This window comes from Halostagnicola alkaliphila (assembly GCF_055379965.1).
Map to the genome: position 1 here is coordinate 2,449,187 of NZ_AP043826.1, position 17,724 is coordinate 2,466,910.

14 protein-coding genes are annotated in these 17,724 nt (G+C 48.5%); 9 read left to right on the top strand and 5 right to left on the bottom strand.

All coding sequences use genetic code 11. The features are described from left to right. Positions 1 to 366 precede the first annotated feature (366 nt). Positions 367 to 1,680, top strand: coding sequence for an RNA-guided endonuclease InsQ/TnpB family protein (locus tag ACZ5C7_RS17500; RefSeq protein WP_464377559.1), 1,314 nt, complete (start codon positions 367 to 369; stop codon positions 1,678 to 1,680). Positions 1,681 to 1,749: 69 nt separating this feature from the next. Here the strand turns inward: ACZ5C7_RS17500 and ACZ5C7_RS17505 are convergent, their stop codons facing one another. Then, entirely contained in the window at positions 1,750 to 2,052 is a 303-nt protein-coding gene (locus tag ACZ5C7_RS17505; RefSeq protein WP_464377560.1) for a UPF0175 family protein, read from the bottom strand. A 173-nt stretch (positions 2,053 to 2,225) separates the two neighbouring features. Here ACZ5C7_RS17505 and ACZ5C7_RS17510 point away from each other — a divergent pair, with 173 nt between their 5' ends. The 4 genes from ACZ5C7_RS17510 (at position 2,226) to ACZ5C7_RS17525 (ending at position 6,118) form a co-directional block, all read left to right on the top strand. Beyond that, on the top strand, positions 2,226 to 2,777 hold the full coding sequence (locus ACZ5C7_RS17510; RefSeq protein ID WP_464377561.1) for a DUF7342 family protein: 552 nt from the start codon (positions 2,226 to 2,228) through the stop codon (positions 2,775 to 2,777). A gap of 19 nt (positions 2,778 to 2,796) precedes the next feature. Continuing rightward, positions 2,797 to 3,285 (top strand): hypothetical protein, encoded by a 489-nt coding sequence (locus tag ACZ5C7_RS17515; protein WP_464377562.1) that lies wholly within the window; start codon positions 2,797 to 2,799, stop codon positions 3,283 to 3,285. 129 nt (positions 3,286 to 3,414) lie between these two features. Beyond that, a complete protein-coding gene (locus ACZ5C7_RS17520) occupies positions 3,415 to 4,500 on the top strand; it encodes a glycosyltransferase family 4 protein (RefSeq protein ID WP_464377563.1) in 1,086 nt (361 codons plus the stop codon). A gap of 199 nt (positions 4,501 to 4,699) precedes the next feature. Beyond that, positions 4,700 to 6,118, top strand: a complete 1,419-nt coding sequence (locus tag ACZ5C7_RS17525; RefSeq protein ID WP_464377564.1) for an ATP-binding protein — start codon at positions 4,700 to 4,702, stop codon at positions 6,116 to 6,118. A 75-nt stretch (positions 6,119 to 6,193) separates the two neighbouring features. On the opposite strand, the gene ACZ5C7_RS17530 is transcribed toward ACZ5C7_RS17525, so the two are convergent. Further along, positions 6,194 to 8,671, bottom strand: a complete 2,478-nt coding sequence (locus ACZ5C7_RS17530) for an MFS transporter (protein ID WP_464377565.1) — start codon at positions 8,669 to 8,671, stop codon at positions 6,194 to 6,196. Positions 8,672 to 8,901: 230 nt separating this feature from the next. After that, complete coding sequence (locus ACZ5C7_RS17535; RefSeq protein ID WP_464377566.1) at positions 8,902 to 10,359, bottom strand: sulfatase; 1,458 nt, start codon at positions 10,357 to 10,359, stop codon at positions 8,902 to 8,904. Between the two features lie 166 nt (positions 10,360 to 10,525). Here ACZ5C7_RS17535 and ACZ5C7_RS17540 point away from each other — a divergent pair, with 166 nt between their 5' ends. Together ACZ5C7_RS17540 and ACZ5C7_RS17545 are read left to right on the top strand one after the other, a co-directional pair. Next, entirely contained in the window at positions 10,526 to 11,359 is an 834-nt protein-coding gene (locus ACZ5C7_RS17540; RefSeq protein ID WP_464377567.1) for a glycosyltransferase family 2 protein, read from the top strand. Beyond that, positions 11,356 to 12,492, top strand: coding sequence for a glycosyltransferase (locus ACZ5C7_RS17545; protein ID WP_464377568.1), 1,137 nt, complete (start codon positions 11,356 to 11,358; stop codon positions 12,490 to 12,492). The genes ACZ5C7_RS17540 and ACZ5C7_RS17545 overlap by 4 nt, the downstream gene beginning before the upstream one ends. Positions 12,493 to 12,494: 2 nt before the next feature. Here the strand turns inward: ACZ5C7_RS17545 and ACZ5C7_RS17550 are convergent, their stop codons facing one another. Both ACZ5C7_RS17550 and ACZ5C7_RS17555 read right to left on the bottom strand, forming a co-directional pair. Then, on the bottom strand, positions 12,495 to 13,325 hold the full coding sequence (locus tag ACZ5C7_RS17550) for an FkbM family methyltransferase (protein ID WP_464377569.1): 831 nt from the start codon (positions 13,323 to 13,325) through the stop codon (positions 12,495 to 12,497). A 434-nt stretch (positions 13,326 to 13,759) separates the two neighbouring features. Then, positions 13,760 to 14,680, bottom strand: coding sequence for an O-antigen ligase family protein (locus ACZ5C7_RS17555; protein ID WP_464377570.1), 921 nt, complete (start codon positions 14,678 to 14,680; stop codon positions 13,760 to 13,762). 217 nt (positions 14,681 to 14,897) lie between these two features. On the opposite strand from ACZ5C7_RS17555, the gene ACZ5C7_RS17560 reads away from it, so the two are divergent. Continuing rightward, positions 14,898 to 16,292, top strand: coding sequence for a glycosyltransferase family 4 protein (locus ACZ5C7_RS17560; RefSeq protein ID WP_464377571.1), 1,395 nt, complete (start codon positions 14,898 to 14,900; stop codon positions 16,290 to 16,292). After that, positions 16,285 to 17,532 (top strand): sulfatase-like hydrolase/transferase, encoded by a 1,248-nt coding sequence (locus ACZ5C7_RS17565; RefSeq protein WP_464377572.1) that lies wholly within the window; start codon positions 16,285 to 16,287, stop codon positions 17,530 to 17,532. Before ACZ5C7_RS17560 ends, ACZ5C7_RS17565 begins: the two co-directional genes overlap by 8 nt. The last annotated feature ends 192 nt before the right edge of the window (positions 17,533 to 17,724 follow it).

Genomic DNA, 17,724 nt, shown 5'->3' on the forward strand with positions numbered 1-17,724 from the left:
CTGAACCTAGGTGGTTGCGGAATCTCAAATATTCGAAGAGAATAGCTATATTATCAGTCCTGAAGACGTGCGACGATACGTCCTGTCTCCTCTACTTCTTCACTCTGGCTCATGTCGAGTTGTTCTTCCAACTCTCGGACCGATTCTTCCAGCGTCATGCCTGAAAGTGGGCCATTCAGACTGATAAGTGTACCGGCAATCAGCTTATATGCGGAGCAGGCGCAATACCACGTCGTTTACGGCGTGGATACGCGCCGTTACTTAGTGCGGCGTTCTACCGACATCGACAGGCCTGGATATTCCACCGCCATCAAACACTAACCTTTACAAGATGTTCGGCTATAAGTGATTATACAGACGTTTAGAATGCTGGAGGTCCACCGTACCCATCGAGCAAAAATCCGAAACCAGCAGCAGGTAGAGGACTCGCTTGACCGCCACGGGTGGAGCGCTAGCAAACTCTGGAACGTCGCCAACTATCACTCCCGAGACGTCTGGGAGGAGACGGGCGAGATTCCCGACCACGAGGAGTTGAAAGACGAGTTGAAGACCCATCCAAAGTACAAAGGACTACACAGTCAGTCCAGTCAGCGGGTTCTGGAGGAACTCGCTGAAGCCTTCAACTCGTGGTACTCTAGTGACGATGACAGGGACAATCCGCCCGGCTACCGCAAAAAAAACTACTACGACGACGAGGGCCGCCGAGTTCACGAAGAACACCCACGTTCCACCGTGACGTGGAAGCAAAACGGTATCCGCCACGACACAAAGAACAACCGTGTTCGCCTCTCAAAAGGAGCGAATCACAAGGAACACCCGAAAGCGTGGGAATACATCCTCGTCGAATACGAGACACGCCCTGGCGTCGAGGTTGAGAACCTACAACAAGTTCGCGCCATCTACGACAACGCAACGGAATGCTGGGAACTCCACCTCGTCTGTAAAGACGAAATCGAGACGCCTGACGCGCCCGGCAACGAGACAGCGGGTATCGACCTCGGCATCAGCAACTTCGCCGCCGTCGCCTACAGTACCGAGGAAGCAGACCTGTACCCCGGCAACCGCTTGAAACAAGACGGGTACTACTTCCCGAAAGAAATCGCCAACTGCGACAATTCTGGTGGCGACGAAGCCACGCGACTCCACCACAAGTGGTCGGAGCGCCGGACTCACTTCTTCCACAGTCTCGCCAAACACATCGTTCAGCGGTGTGTCGAGAAAGATGTTGGCCGCATCAACGTTGGAGATTTGGAGGGAGTCCGTGAAGGCGAAGATGGTGCGTCGAAAAACTGGGGTAAGCATGGCAACCTCGATCTCCACGGGTGGGCGTTCGACCGCTTCACCTCGATTCTCGAATACAAGGCGAAGGTCGAGGGCATCGAGGTCGTGGAAGTGTCCGAACGCGACACGAGCAAGACGTGTTGCGCCTGCGGGAGAGAAGACGGTAATCAGCGTGTTGAACGCGGTCTGTACGTGTGTGAGGATTGTGATGCGGCGTTCAATGCCGACGTGAACGGGGCGGAGAACATCCGTCTGGACCTGAACCAAAGTAACTCCGAGTCTTCGGCCAGTTTGGGCGAGGATAGGAGTACCGGCTGGTTGGCACAGCCCGGAGTCTACCTTCATGACTTGTCCCACGGATTCTCACCGCGGGAACAAGTGGTAGACTGCAAACCCTAATATCCCAATCCAGCGGTGCGGTGCCGTGGGATTCCTCCGCGTTCACGCGGAGGAGGATGTCAAAGATATTCATAGCTCCCGAGCGCTCTCGACGTCAGCGCCGAGATCGTCGGGCGACAGTTGGGTCGTGAGATTGTGTTCGCGAGCGATTTCGAGCCACTCGGCGAGACTCACGCCGGCGATCCGAGCGGCCTGATTCGTCGATACCTCGCCAGTCTGATACCGTTCGACTGCAAGGCGAACTCGAAGATCCGTGAGCCCTTCCCGGAGAGCTTTTCGAATTACCGTACTCTTGTCGTCGTCCAGCAACGCGGCAACTTCGGCGAGGGCTTCCTCGTCTTCGTCCGGAATGCGCGCACTGATCGATGGCATGTATACATTGTAGCACACTATGCTACAAACCGCTTCCGCCGATCTAGGGAAGCGAATTGATTCGCTGTCCGGGGAGTGAATTTACGTCCAGTCGTCATCACCTCTTGACTATTTGGGATGGCACAAACATATATGAAGATTGGGCACAAACGCTGGTGATAGAGGTGCCCAGTATGTCCGAGCCCCCCCAAGACGGTGTCCAATCGTGGACTGAGTCGATGAGCGCACGCGAACGTATTCGCTCGGTCGCTGAAACGCTTCGCGAACCTCGATCAATTAATTGGATCAGCGACCAAGCGGATGCTGCGTGGAGCACGACCAACGATGAACTCCAGGATCTAGTCGATCAGGGACAGCTGTGCCGGGTTGCAGTCGGTGATACGGCGCTCTACCAGCCGGATTATACGCGGTTGCTCTTCGATGAAATCCGCACGGTCATCGAGGAGAACTCACGCGAGGAACTCCGAAGTGAGCTGGCGGCAATCACCGACGAGATCGAAGGGTGGCAGGAGACGTACGGTATCGAGACGTGGGAAGATCTCGAACAGTCGCTCGCCGACAGTGACCTTTCAAGTGCCGATCTCCGCGAACGCCGTGACGTAATCACGTTCTGGCGCGAGAACGAGGAGAGCCGCCGACTCATCAAACACGCTTTGGAACTCTACTCGGATGTCGAATCCGCTCGCGAGCAGATGACGGACGTGGCTGACCGCGCTCCGAGCTAATCCTCAATTCATACATAATATGATTTTTCTTGCTGGTCGTGACCGATATACACAGCGTACCCTCCTCCGAGATGTTCATGGCCGATTGATGAACCAGGCTGGTTGTGAGGACGCTCGCTATCGCCAGTCTCGGCGACGACCTCGATATGTGATCACAGATGTCGATCCGACAATGTTCCTGGGCGAACCCTACGACGTCGAGAACGCACGACTGGAACTTCGCTTCTGGTATCCGGCCGGTGTCGACCACGAATACTATCGCATCAACTGGATCGAACCGGAGCGGAACCTCATGCTCGGCTTCCATCAGGATGCCGATCACCAAAGCCTTGGTCCTTGTCACATCCAGCTCAATTACGAAGACACGGCCGTTGATCGGCACAACGCAACGTTTCTCGATGCACATCCACTCTCCGTACTCGATGACCGACTTCAGCAGCTCCCGTCCGCATTAGATTCGATTTGCTGGGAGGATGGAACTCCCTCGCTCCCTCCATGGCCGGTCTAGACAGCCTGTTCATCGAGCACTCTCGATGCATCCGGACACTCGAGTGGTTGAATTCGAGGGGCGTCTGACTTCACTGGTCGTCGTTTCGAACCGAATAACATAACACGTGACTCGAGTATCCGATTACCAATGCGGATTCTACGGGTCGCACAAAAGATCTATCCGGACGTGAAAGGCGGCGGGCCCTACCACGTCCACGCGATGAGTCGCGATCAGGCCGCGATGGGTCACGACGTGACGGTGGCGACGGTTCGAACCGATCCCGAGTTACCGCACCTCGAAGAACGGGACGGGTACACTCTGGTTCGATACGATCCGGCCGTGACGCTGTTGGGCAACGATATCAGTCCGGGGCTGGCGCGGTATCTGGCTGAAGCCGACGATTTCGACGTGATGCACGCCCACTCCCATCTGTACTTCGCGACGAACCTGGCCGCGCTGAAGCGATTTGTGGGAGATATTCCGCTCGCGATCACGAACCACGGGCTGTACTCGCAGAACGCGCCCGAGTGGGTGTTCGATCTGTATCTGCGGTCTATTGGTCGGTGGACGTTCAACCGGGCCGACGTCGTGTTTTGTTATACTGAGACCGATAGACGGCGGGTACGGGAGTTCGGCGTCTCGAGTCGGATCGAGGTCGTTTCGAACGGGATCGACACGGAGCGGTTCACGCCGACCGGCGCGGAGAGTGAACGGGTTACATCGGCGGGGCCCGCGCTGTTGTTCGTCGGCCGATTGGTCGAGGGAAAGCGACCCGAGGACGCGGTTCGGGCGCTGGTCGACGTTCTGGATCACTATCCCGACGCGACGCTGTCTCTGTGCGGTTCCGGGGCGTTACGCAAGGAGTTGGAGACGCTGGCAACCGAGTTAGGGATTCGTGATTCTGTGCAGTTTCTCGGCCACCTCTCCTACGACGAGATGCCGACGGTGTATCGGAGCGCGGACGTTCTCGTCCTTCCGAGTCGCGCCGAAGGGCTCCCGCGGACCGTCCTCGAGGCCCAGTCCTCGGGAACGCCCGTGGTCGCCTCGAACCTCGAGCAGATCTCGAGCGCGCTCGGCCCGAACGGGCGGACCTTCGAGATCGGCGATGTGGATGGGCTTGCGCAGGGTGTTCTCGAGTCGCTCGAGGACGGCGGGTCGGCCGACGGCGGGTCCCAGGCATGGACGGAGACGGTCGACCGGACGACGGCGGCGCTGGCGTCGATCGTGGAGTGAGGGGTTTGGTTGCTTGAACGTTGGAGTGTATTTTACTCGAGTTGGAGTTCGTTGCCCTCGAGTGTGCAGGTCCCGTGGTTGGGATACAAGTCAATGGATATCCACCAGCTAGCTATCACTCAGACTATTAGAGTCTACACTATAATTGTCTAAACTATAGCTTCGAAACAGTTACGAACAGTGAAACAAAAAACAGCGTATGGACCAGTTCGTCAACCGTGTCTCAGAACTCGAACGATTGCGAGCGCTCTATGAAACAGAACATGCGGAACTCGCAATCATCTATGGGCGTCGGCAGATTGGAAAGAGCGAACTCGTCCGTCGATCAATTCGTGACCGAGACGATGCCGTTTACTACCAAGCTATCAAGGGGACACCAACGACGCAGAAATCCCGTTTCGTCGATGCGGCTACAACGACGTATCCCGGAATCACAGCGATCAAAGAGGAGTGGGAATCGCTCTTCTCATATCTTGTAGCGCAAGATGCGGTGATTGTAATCGACGAGTTCCCGTATCTCATCGATGCGGATGACAGTCTTCCGTCGATCATCCAGCATCTGTGGGACACAAATACGGATGACAGCTATGCGACGCTCGTTCTTACGGGATCTGCAATTGGCATGATGCATACCCACGTTCTCGACGGTGGGGCTCCCCTGTACGGGCGTGTCTCACAGCGACCGAACGGGCAGATCGAACTCACGCAACTTCCCTTTGAGACGGTTCAGGAGTTCGTCCCCGACTACGATGCCGAAGACCGTGTATACACGTACGGAATCTTCGGTGGAACACCGCGATATCTGAAGCCGATCGATCCGACCAGTACGCTCGATGAGAACGTAATCCAACTGCTCTGTGATCCGGATGGATCGCTCCATTCCGAACCAGAAACCGTGCTACAAATGGAGCTCAGAGAGGTTGATCGATATTTTTCCCTCTTAGAATCGATCGCCAGCGGAAACCGACGTCGAAACGAGGTTGCACAAGGCGCGGGAATCGATAGTACGAACACGTCGTACTACTTCGACCGACTCGAGACACTCCGGATTATCGAAAAACAGTATCCGGCCTTAGCCGATCCAACACGCAGTAAACGGACTCGATATCGGATTCGGGATCCCGTCTTCCGATTTTATTACAGATATCTGTACGGGCGGAGTGGACAGTACGAACTGTACGGGGAGAACGCATACGAGGATCATATCGAACCGGAGTTACCCGACTTCGTCAGTACGACCTTCGAATCGCTTTGCCATACGGCACTTCCGGAACTGTATTCGGCGTACAGACTCACGGAGAAACCGTCACAGTGGTGGTACAAAGGTCACGAGATCGACATCGTTGCACCGACCGATGGGAAGACGCTTCTCGTTGGTGAAGCAAAGTTCACTAACTCACCGCTCGGATACGATGTGCTCTCGAGGCTCGAGAACACCGTTGAGTACATCGATTGGGCACCCGGGGGCGGCGGCGAGCCAAACTACGAGTATGCGTTGTTCAGCCGATCAGGATTCACGTCGTCCGTCACGGAAGCAGCCACCGATCGGGACGATCTCCGTCTGTATTCTCTCAATGATGTCGTCTCCACCCTGGAAGCCTCGGACGACGACCGCTGATCGTTTCTCATCGGTGCGACGGTTCGGGAGCGTTTCGATATTCGTGCCCCGTCTCGGCGAGCGCTCCATCTCACGTTACTCGAGTTGGAGTTCGGTGCCCTCGAGGACGTCTTCTTCCTCGACATCGATCGTTTCGTCGTTGATCGTGTACTCGCCGCTGTAGGGGACCGTCACCTCGAGAGTGCCGTCTTCGGGCTCGACCTCGCGTTCGTAGGTGATGGCCTCGTCGCCGATCGTTTGTTCGGTGGTGACCGTGACTGGGCTTTCGGAGTCGGTGGCGGTCTGGATGGTTGCCCCGGGGACGACGGCGAACGCTGTGGCGTCTTCGTTAGCCTCGAGGAGTTTGTAGTGGGCGAGCGCGTCGGCTTCCTCGTTGCCGGTCCCGAGGTTCTCGTGGAGCTGTGATTGGGTCGTGTTTTGGGGGACTTCGGTTTCGGAGCCGGTGTCGCTCATGACGACGTAACCGACGTTGTCGCTCTCGAAGCGGTCGTACCAGTCATCTGGGTCACCGTCTGTTTGGAAGTCTTGGAAGTTACTAATTGCGTACCCGTAACTATCCGATTCACCACTGACCAGATAATTGTACATCCGGTTGTCACCCCATTCACTAAAGACGAAGTTCTCCGGATACTCTCGATCAGTTGCTTCGGCGTGTTCCTCGATCACCAGTGCAGTGTCGACCTTCGCGTCGCTGTGTGCAGTCTGTGCAACCAACGAGGGAACGAAGATCAGGCTCATTCCGCAGACGATCAGTGCGATCAGGGCGAGGTGGCCGAGCGTCGAGAAATCGCTGGGGAAGACAATGCTTGGATCCTCGTCCCCACTTCCATCTGTTCTTGCTGTTTGAGTTGAGGTGGCTCGTCGACTCGAGCTGTTCTCGTTTCGATCGTCTTCGCGGAATGGGACGGGAACTCGAGCTAGATCGACCCAGGCGATCATGTGGACGAGACCGAGTCCGCCCAGGACGGACAGGGGCACCGCGAGTTGGGCTGCGAATCGAACCTGAATAGCCGCCATGGCGATCCAAAAGACGACGTACACGCTGAGGAGCAACCAGGCGGGCTCGTACCGTTTGTACGCTACCCAGCAGGTCCAGAGGAGGACCGCGAGTGCGACGAAGAACTGAATGCCGAGCTGGGACAACGGGCCGTGGATGACGGCCATGTCGGCCGAGAACAGCGACGCCGTTTCGGTTGCTCCTTCTCTGAAGAATACACTATCAGCCCGCTCTCGAAGTCGTCCCCAGTCTTCGGGACGCAGGTATCGAAATACCAGGATCCCGCCACCGGCCAGTACGGCCTCGAGACCGACCAGTCCACCAGTCGGCCACTCGAGGCGACGCCAGAGTTCTCCGAGTGCCATGAAAGCGAGCGCGGCGACGACGGTGAGTATCGGAACGATCGCGACGAACGCGTCGTGCCAGCCCCAGCGGAAATGAAGGAACGATGTGAGAGCGCTCGCGACGAGCAGGCCGCCGACGATGGGGAGGTTCGCGATGAGTGGGGAAACGTTCTCTCGAGCATCGAGTGCGACTTTCAGCCCGACGTACGCCGCGGCGGGAACGAACATTAGCACCGAGCCACCCCACGCGAGCGAAGAGAACGCTAGTCCGAGTCCGAGCGCGACCGCCGCGATCCAAGTCCAGGGCGATTGCAAGTGGGCTCGAATTGCCGGGGAGACTGTCGACCGTTCTTTATCGGTTGTCGTTCGATTACGTCGACGTTGCAAGTCGACGGCCAGCCAGGCGAACGCGACCAGCGTCACGCCCAGCCAGAGATACTGGTGGAGTCGATGCTCGAGGAAGCCCACGCCCGAGTAGACCGCATGGACTGGCGTCAGTGCGAGCAGGACGACCGATGCGATTCCGACTCGGATGTCGTCGGTAACGATGACGGCAAGCCAGTAGATGAGAAGCCCGAGGACGAGCGTGGAAACGACGGGGAGCCACGCCGCGACCATCTCCGCGGCCCACTGATCGCCGCCGAGTAGTTCGGCGAGAAACCAGTTTGCGGCGTTAGTAAACGGTCGGGCATTTGCGGCCCGGTCAGGCATATTTGCGATCACACTAAAGTCGGTTACGCCGTTCGAGTCACTCAGCAGTTGCTCCATCCAGTGACGATAGTAATAGGGATCGTTCCCCGGCGAGACGACCTCGTCTCCCCGGAACACGGATTGAAAGTTCAAGATCCGCATAAAAAAGAGGAAGACGAGCGAACCGAGTATGGCTATCATCGTTCGGTTGTCGAACGAAATCGGGCTCGAGAACTCGAGTTCGGTTCCGGTGGAGTTGGTGGCTTGTGAAAGGGATTCGCCCTCGAGACCCGCTCGAACTCCCTCTCGGCTCGAGACCCGATACTCGCCGTCGACTTTCGTCACGAGATCTCTGGAGACTAATTCTCCGAAGGTTCCAGAGTCGACTGAAAGGTCGTCGAACGTCCACGTTTCGTGGGCGGCATCCGTCTCGAGGAGTTCCTCGAGGGTTTCCTCGCCATCGGCTCGCTCGTCGCGGTAGGCGGCTGCCGCAGCAGCGACCTCGGCGGGATCTCCAGCCATTACCCCGTACGTCCGAGTGTGGCATGATTATGCTTTCGCTCTGTTGGGCACTGTGAGACTAATTGTAGTTGGTTTATTCTTGAGTGATGCTCCCTCGGGTATGTTGATTGAATTGGACGCACACAGTTGAAGCAACAACTTTTATACTGAGGGGAACAGACAATCGGAAAACATGCCTACGGACAACTCTTAATTCAAGTTTGGGATTATATGTAATAGTAGATGATTATCTACAGATAACCTAAATCCCGTAATCGTTCCTCAGTCCCTATGTCAAGTTCTTCAGTAGATTCTGCAACGGTTTCGTTGGTCATCGAAATCCAGTCATTGAGTGCTTGTTCTAACTCTGGGTCAATACTATCTGATTCAAGTTCATTGTGCGCATTAAGTGTGAAAGCGATATTTTTGTTCCCTTTACGAACAACTTTAGAAGACAGTGATCGAGAAGCAATTTGTTCACATGAAAGTCTTTCAAATTTATCACTGTCATATCTGTTAGAGGTTCGCCGGTTTACTGCCCGTTTAGGAGGGTTTACCCCCAATAATTCAGATATTGTTATATTATTATCGCACGCCCTAACTGTGGATGGAATACCATCATTCTGATTTATAGGCGTTTCATCGAGTGTCACTTCACGTATAAGCTCGTATATATCTGTAAGTTGTATTGGCTTATTAATGTTTTTGGAGGTTCTAGATGGCAGCTGTGCTGCACACGGTACTCGAAGTAGAGATTCCGTTAGTGAGTAAAAGTGACCCAGTAGATCAAATTCACCTATGTTTTCGCCATGATCGCCTACTAAGATCATAAGCGTATTTTCTAAAGCCCCTTCTTCATTGAGAAATTGATATATCTGATTCAACTTTGAATCAAGGTAATGTATTTCTGCCTGATACAATTCACGTAGGGTTGAAAGTTCACTATCAGTGTTTTGTTCTTCACCAAACATATGAGTGATTGGCTCTTGTGGTATAGACATAGCAGAAGCATAGTCAGTAGAAAGGAATTTCTCTGCGTATTCTTTTGGGGGGTCATAGTCCATATGTGGTTCTAGATAGTTTGCAAAAAGGAAGAATGGCTTTTCTCGGTCCCAGTCTTTTCTTATCCATTCTTTTATGATATTATTTGTTCTACTTGCTCCGTGATCGCTACGATTATGTAAAAACTTCCCATACAATCCATTAGCAAAATTCACAAAAGGATTTCCTTTTAGAATGGTATCCAAGAATAAACGTTTCAACGTTTGGGAATGGGATAATTCTTTTGAGTCTCTGCTGGCTTTCATAAGATCGTTATCTGATTGGATTATTTGCCAGAGTCTATAAAAATCGTCAAACCCTCGAGCTAAGCCAAAAAGATCACTTACCCAAGAGTTGTTTGTGATGCCAATTGTTTGATATCCGGATCTCTGTAATTCGGCAGCTAGAGTGTCTACAGAGTCTGGCAGCCGATCCTGCCAGCTATTAACACCATGTTGACTAGGGTACTTTCCTGTAAAAAGTGAAGTGTGGGCAGGAAGTGTCCAAGGAGCTTCAGTAATACATTGATCATACAACAAATTATCTGCTGCAAATTCATCGAAGAAAGGTGTTGTCGTAGAGATTGAGTCATTATATATTGAAAAGTCTTTGGCTCTTGCAGTATCTAAGACGAATAAAATAACGTTTGGTGGTTGCTCCTTAGTCATCTGATGTTTTGCTACTCATCGTCTTTATGGTTAGACGTTTTGGTTTATATGCAGAAAATACTCTTTTCAGTACATTCAAAAGGTAGTATATACACATGTACATCTAGGCTTTCACGCTATATATCCCGCAGGCCGATATTGAAATGAGTGGAAGATATAATAAACAATGACACAACCACCCCTAGTAACTGCCGTCATTACTACCTACAATGAAGAACAATATATTTCAGAGGCCATAGAATCATTACTGAAGCAAACATTAGCCGATTTTGAGATTGTGATTGTTGATGATGGATCATCTGATAATACCAGACAGATCCTGAAGAGATTTAATGACAAAGATATTGTTCGAACCTACTTTTTGGAACATACCGGCCGATCAGCTGCTCTAAACAAGGCTATTGATGAAGCACAAGGAAAGTATATTGCAATTATTGATCCAGATGACATTTCTTCAAATGAACGACTGGAAAAGCAGGCCGACTTTCTCGACAAAAATCCAAATATTGGTCTTGTAGGATCTTCATATATATCTCAAAACAAGATCCGATCAGAATCATATGTCCGCAAATATCCCACTCATGATGCAAATATACGACGATCGATGGCAAAATATATCCCAGTTCCACACAGTTCAATGATGGCAAGAAGAGAAGCTTTAGTAAAGTCTGGGCTGTATGATGGTTCAAGAGAAGTTATCGTTGACTTGGATCTACTAATCCGTGTTGCCTCTCAGTATGAAATTGCAAATATTTCAGAGCCATTGATAACACGAACAATTAGAGAAGAAAGCAGTTTTCATTCCATGTTCTCTTCTACAAAGCGTCAAACAGAATTGTTCCGGTTGAACATAAAAGCTGTTCGTGTGTTAGATTTGCCCAAATACTTGTACGTATACGCCGTTTTCCACCTGATATACCATTATCTTCCAAATCGCCTAAAAAGACTTGTTAGAAGGCTGTTTTCTAATCTTGATGAAAAGGATGTTGTTAATCAATGAACCGAAACGATACTCAAAACCTTCGTATTCTATTTATCACACCCTCTATGGGTATTGGTGGGACTGGTAGACAACTATTCGAATTGTCTACATCACTGCAGAATCTTGATCACGAAGTGAAAATCATCTCACTTACACCAGTAGGGAACTTTGGAAACATGGCTCGATCTAGGGGAATTCCAGTAGTTAGTCTGAACATTACTCATAAGGCTTCCTTCCCATTGGCAATTTGGAGGTTACGTCAAGAAATAAAATCATTTTCTCCAGATGTGCTTCACGGACACTTATATCATGGAATAATTGTTGGAAGGGTATCTAGTATTGGACTACCTATCACAACTATCTCTACAATCCACAATATCCATCACCAGAACCCAGAAACAAAAAATCAACGAGATAATACTACTCTTAGAGATTATGTTTATCGATTTACTGATCTATTCACTGATGTGACTACTTTTGTAAGCGATTCTTCAATGGAAAGGTATGTCTCTTCTGGAGCCGTCCCTAAACGAAAGGCTACAAGAGTTTATAATGGTATAGATCTGTCCGAGTTTGATATAAATGAAGAATATAGATCCTCGTCAGAAGAATTCATTTGGGTAACCGTTGGTAGTTTAGAAAAACGAAAAGATCATCAAACATTGTTAGCGGCAATAGACATTTTACGAAATGCGGAGGATAATTTTGAAGTATGGATTATCGGCGATGGTGAATTACGAAAGGAACTTGAGAAACTAACCACAGAATTAGGAGTAGAAGACTTGGTAAAATTCCTCGGTGAAAAATACGACATTCCTAAGTATTTGAATATGGCTGATTCATTTGTTCTCTCTTCCCAATGGGAGGGGTTTGGTTTGGTTGTGGCTGAAGCTATGGCATGCGAACTTCCTGTAGTGGTGACAGATGCTGGTGGACCCTCCGAACTCATTCTTGATAAACAAACCGGCTTACTAGTCTCTCCAGGATCACCCAATGCCTTAGCAAATGCTATGGAGAAAATGATGGAGACTCCAGAAGATGAACGACGACTCTATGGTAAGAACGGAAGAAAAAGGATAGAAGATCATTTCAGCATCGAGAAGATCACTGAAAACTGGGTACAGACATATAATCGGTTCCTCAAAGAGTGAAACTAATTATGACCTGGAGAAAAGTGAACATGTTTTGTATTATTCCCATGCGAGATGACATCATTATTTATATACCCTTTCGAATGTAAAAACTGATATAATTCCTTTTCTGTGTGCCCAAATGCTTTCATCTTTTCCGGGTGTATCTCAATAAAGAGATCTGGTTGATGTCGTTCTATCGTTTCTTCTGCGCCTTTGAGCATATTCAACTCAGAACCCTCAATATCGATTTTCATAGCATCTGGGTCCACAATATCAATATTATCAAGCTTAGTCATTTTAACCGGAACTGAGTCTGTTTCCCCACCCCTCGCAAATGAAGCTTCTGCAGTTCGTCCGTTATCATGATTTGATTCTTTCTCAACTTTAAATTCTGAAACTTTCTCCTGATTAGATAGAGCAACCTCATATATATTAATTGGCTGTGCTTTAGTTCCCAACTTGGAATTGATGTCGATGTTTTTTCTGAAAATATCTAGGTTTGCTTTCACCGGCTCAAAGGCGATTACATGATAATGATTTGAAAATGGAATACTATGTGAACCAACATTCGCACCAATATCCAAAATTGTGTCATCTTTACTAACGTGGTCGAATATATATTTAATAAATATAATTTCTTTATAATTTAGACTGCACTTCTCAAAATAAAACTCTCCAATTTCTGGAAGTGTGAGTTCTGTATGTTTACCCGAAATATCTATATACGATCTTTCTTGTCTTATTTGGATCCACCGATATAATTTCTCGCAGATATTTGAAATAACAGGAGTGGATTGTATAATCCGTCCAAATTTACTATGAGCAATGTACCTGACTAAATTGTCAAACATATCTTAGATATATAGATCTGTCTCAATAAAATTTTGGAAGGGAGGGATTGTCCAGATTGGCTGATTCCAATAGTATACGCAACTTTACAGCCAATTCATAAGTGGCATAGTAAAGTTTAGTGAGTTTGAGAAGCGAAGGTTAAAGTCAGAAGTCACCGTTCAAGTGCAGAACTCCTCAGAGAAGACTTAGATGTGGAGACCAAGCACATACTGATACCAATCGTTGTTTCACGGTCCAGTTTTACTTGATAGCCTATTGTGGCGTGAAGCCGAGGCTGTCTTAGACTGACTGGGTGTCGATCACTGCATCAAGCGACGTGGACTGGGAAGAGATGTTTGCTAAAATAGGGATTCACCGGCGGCGATGCCGTCACGGGCCGCAGTCAATGAGTGACCGTGTAAAAACATTCACCCATCAACAATACCGGTATTTATCACTTGTAGAGTGCTGTTGATACTGTCAAGCCAAATATAAAAAATAACATCCTTTGGCCAGGCATATTGAACGAAATGGATGCGTTCACAATTCCATAAACGAATATACCTAACAGTAGAACTGCTACTTCGTCTTTCACGACCTTTGATACTATGACATTTACAACATATAGATTCATCAGAATGAAAATGGAGATCCCTATTAGTCCTAATCCTGATAAGACCTCTAAGAAAATATTGTGTGGATATGTCCCCACTTCTGCATGGAATCCTGCAAGTCCTCTCCCTAATAGGGGTGAATCACGCCACATATGGATAGCAGTAATATAAAAGTCAAATCGTGCTTCTGCAGATCCATCAAGATCTCCCTGAAGTATTGGTATTATTCTACGAAGCGTAGGAAAAGTGTAGTTAGAAAGAAAAAGAATGCTAGTTATAAGACCTCCGATAGCATAGAGTATATACTTTCTATCCATAGTTAGAACCGCTCTTTTCGCGAAGAAGTATCCGAACACAACTGATCCAGAAAGAATAGCAGCAATCAGTGGCCCTCTAGATCCAGAAGTTACTATCGCCACTGTTAGTATTCCAGTGGATAATTGTGCGATAAATTTATGATATTTGTTCGTTACATGGAACAAATAAAATAGAGAGATTGGAATACCTAGACCAATAATTCGTCCTGGAACAATATGAGATGATCTTCCAACTATTTGGAATGGCCGGTCGTATTCTGGGGAAAAATAGCCAGCAATACTTATAACACCAACAATAACTGAGCCATATACAATCACTCTAAGTAATCTGTGTAAGTCATCTTTAGTTTCAGTAAGGAACGCGGGAACAACATATAAGATTACACAAATTGTAGTTAGTCGAACTAGTACATCAAGAGATTGCTCAATAGATGGTGACCACATTATACTAAACGAGGCAAACAATATAAATAAGCCATACAATATTGATAGAACAACAAAATTTTTTGTAATAGTTATCGACCCTCGTTTATATATTATTAATGAAAATGATAATATTAGTGATAGTAGAATAGGATAATAAAGTGGAAAGTCTAGAAAGGTAACTATTTGCGGAGATAAAAAAAGAACGTACAAAAGCTGCCATGATTTAATATCCTGAATGAGCCGTGCAAATAACATACGTGTATATAAAGGTCACGTCTGGGGAGTACTAATATCCTCCGGATTGGTTAATTTCCTACTTGTTGGGGAATGTAATAAATGCACGTTCTCACATTTAAATGGATACAACTATGCCACTCACAAACTAAAATCGTTCAAAGAGATGGATATTGGTTTTATACATCCGCGGGCTCCGTCAAAAGACGGTACCGGTGCTGCTTATAGTGCTACACAAATTGTTGAGGGCCTTGAAAAGCGGGGTCATGCAGTAACAGTCTATTGCCGATCAACACCAATGAAAGGCACTGATAGGCCTTTTAACGTAGTTGATTTAAATATTGGGGGAATACCCTACCATACTGACACACAGTTAAATAAGGCAATTCAAGCCTACGAAGATCAATTGAGCAAGCATGATATCATACACAGTTATCTTATGAGGACGATCCCAGCAGTAGGACGGATTTCTACAAAGAATCACGTATCATCTATTGTAACCCTGAACGCATTTGGTGGTATCTGCCCCAAGAATGATCTCCGATATCTTGATCGGAAACAGTGCTCATCTAATGGTATCCTGAAATGTATGCGTTGCTCTCTACAAACTAGTTCTGGCCACGGTGAATATAGTGCAGTATATCGATTTTTAAGCCGATTGTGGAATTTGCGGCTCGTAAAACAAAGTGATCAGATACATTCGTCTATAGATGCTTTCCATGCATTGTCACCTCATGTGAAAAGTGAATACATGAAATTTGGTTATCCCTCTTCCAAAATTGAATCTATACCTAATATCTTGGACCCAAAATTTGATATTCCTCATCATTCATCGTTTGAAGAACCATATCGGTTACTGTATGTTGGATATCTACGACACTCTAAAGGTGTTGATAGATTGATTGAAATTATGGAAATGGTTCAGTCTCAATCCTCAAAGGATATAGAATTGACAATTATTGGGTCTGGAGAATTAAAAGATAATATTGAGAATGAAATGAAAAAGAAAAACCTTCACAATGATATTAACCTTAGAGGTAGGGTACCCAATAACAAACTGCCCATGATATATTCTACCCATGATATATTTGTATATCCTGGACGATGGGATGAACCGTTTGGACGGGTTTTTTTGGAAGCAATGGCTGCTGGTACACCAATTGTCTCTACAGATGTTGGGAGTGTTCGTGATATTGTTGACGGTGCGGGGATCGTAACTACACAGAGTGTTTCCAGCATCGCAAACAGTGTTCTCTCTATTCTCGACAGCAAGACGCTTCGAGAGCATTCCACGGTAGGAAAACAACGGATTGAACAATACCGAAGCTCTGAAATTATCCCACAATTTGAACAACTATATGTAGAAAAAACCAGACATACCCATTACGATGGCTGATACCGAATTATTCCTTTTCACGATCGATTCCCTGCGTCGAGACCACTTCACGAAGGAGCACTTCCCTTCCTGTTGGGAAACATTTGATGCTGACTTCGCTCGCTTCGAGAACGCCTTGTCCAACGGCGTCGCAACGCCGTTTTCGTTTCCGAGCATTGTAACAGGACATCAGGTGGTCGAAGATGGCACCCTCAATTCTGAGAAACCGACTCTCGCCCAAGCATACGATGGGGATTCGTGGGCAATTACCAATAACCCGCATTTGCGGCCTGAACGTGGCTATCATCGAGGTTTCGATTTCTTTTCGGATAACCTCTCTGAGTTTGGGAGCGTTACTTCGTCGGACGGCCTTCTCAGAACGATCAAACGCGTCGGTAGCCAGATTTCTGTCATCCGTTCGGGCTACAACTGGTTTCGACGCCAAACTGGCGTCGAGTTCGTTCCCAAAACCGGTGTTGCGAATGACCTTACGACTCAAGTTCGTAACGCTATGTCCGAGCAAGCGGGTTTCTTCTGGGCTCATTTTATGGACCCCCACTATCCGTTCCGCCCCGATAGAATCATAGATAAAGAGATTGAAATCGATTATTCGAGGGACGAGATCACACAAATGAACGAACGGTTCAAACGAGGAGAAGCAGACGATTCGGACCTCAAATTCTTGCGGTCAATGTACGGAGAGACCATCCGATATCTCGATCGTGCGCTTTCTGACCTGTTCGACTATATAAAGAGCCAGGGGAGGTGGAACGATAGCATTCTTGTAATCATGTCTGACCACGGTGAGGCGTTCGGCGAACAAGGTGTTTACAACCATATGTGGGATGCTGATCCGATCGATTCGCTTATACGGGTTCCCCTTCTTGTGAAGTTCCCAGACTGTTCAGGAGAGTCCTTCGATCATCTCGTTCAGAATTCTGACCTATTCCCAACGCTTGCAGCACAACTCGACTGGGATGTCGAACGGCCACCACAGACGAGACGCCTGAGAGACACGGGTGATAAAACAGTCATCTCGAAGTCAAACACTGCAGTTCGAGTGACCACCAAAAATGGATATGCAGTCCGTCGCACAGATGGAACAAAATCGATTCACGGTGAACTTGATGAGGCGGCTGAGAAAGTACTGGAAGCCACTACAATACCAACGATCAGCCAGATAACGGACGGCGTTACGGATGGAGAGTCTGACGAACTGCCGGAACTTGAAGAACGACTCGAACACTTGGGGTATAAATGATTGGGTGCTAACGATCTATGATTTCGAAAATACGCGTCGAGCGGTTACTTGTCAGACTTAGCTGAACAGTTGCTGGCAAATCGACACGCCTCACGACGGCAGCCAGTTCTGCGATGTATGACCGAGATAACCGGAGATGGGACGTAGGCGACGATCACTGACATCGACCGCGAACCTGCGTCGACCATCATT

Excerpts from the sequence above, each read along its gene's own strand:
- ACZ5C7_RS17500 (WP_464377559.1), top strand. The coding sequence starts at position 367 with ATGCTGGAGGTCCACCGTACCCATCGAGCAAAAATCCGAAACCAGCAG.
- ACZ5C7_RS17505 (WP_464377560.1), bottom strand. The coding sequence starts at position 2,052 with ATGCCATCGATCAGTGCGCGCATTCCGGACGAAGACGAGGAAGCCCTC.
- ACZ5C7_RS17515 (WP_464377562.1), top strand. The coding sequence starts at position 2,797 with ATGATTTTTCTTGCTGGTCGTGACCGATATACACAGCGTACCCTCCTC.
- ACZ5C7_RS17535 (WP_464377566.1), bottom strand. The coding sequence starts at position 10,359 with ATGACTAAGGAGCAACCACCAAACGTTATTTTATTCGTCTTAGATACT.
- ACZ5C7_RS17555 (WP_464377570.1), bottom strand. The coding sequence starts at position 14,680 with ATGTGGTCACCATCTATTGAGCAATCTCTTGATGTACTAGTTCGACTA.
- ACZ5C7_RS17520 (WP_464377563.1), top strand. The coding sequence starts at position 3,415 with ATGCGGATTCTACGGGTCGCACAAAAGATCTATCCGGACGTGAAAGGC.
- ACZ5C7_RS17550 (WP_464377569.1), bottom strand. The coding sequence starts at position 13,325 with ATGTTTGACAATTTAGTCAGGTACATTGCTCATAGTAAATTTGGACGG.
- ACZ5C7_RS17545 (WP_464377568.1), top strand. The coding sequence starts at position 11,356 with ATGAACCGAAACGATACTCAAAACCTTCGTATTCTATTTATCACACCC.
- ACZ5C7_RS17565 (WP_464377572.1), top strand. The coding sequence starts at position 16,285 with ATGGCTGATACCGAATTATTCCTTTTCACGATCGATTCCCTGCGTCGA.
- ACZ5C7_RS17540 (WP_464377567.1), top strand. The coding sequence starts at position 10,526 with ATGACACAACCACCCCTAGTAACTGCCGTCATTACTACCTACAATGAA.
- ACZ5C7_RS17510 (WP_464377561.1), top strand. The coding sequence starts at position 2,226 with ATGTCCGAGCCCCCCCAAGACGGTGTCCAATCGTGGACTGAGTCGATG.
- ACZ5C7_RS17530 (WP_464377565.1), bottom strand. The coding sequence starts at position 8,671 with ATGGCTGGAGATCCCGCCGAGGTCGCTGCTGCGGCAGCCGCCTACCGC.
- ACZ5C7_RS17525 (WP_464377564.1), top strand. The coding sequence starts at position 4,700 with ATGGACCAGTTCGTCAACCGTGTCTCAGAACTCGAACGATTGCGAGCG.
- ACZ5C7_RS17560 (WP_464377571.1), top strand. The coding sequence starts at position 14,898 with ATGAGCCGTGCAAATAACATACGTGTATATAAAGGTCACGTCTGGGGA.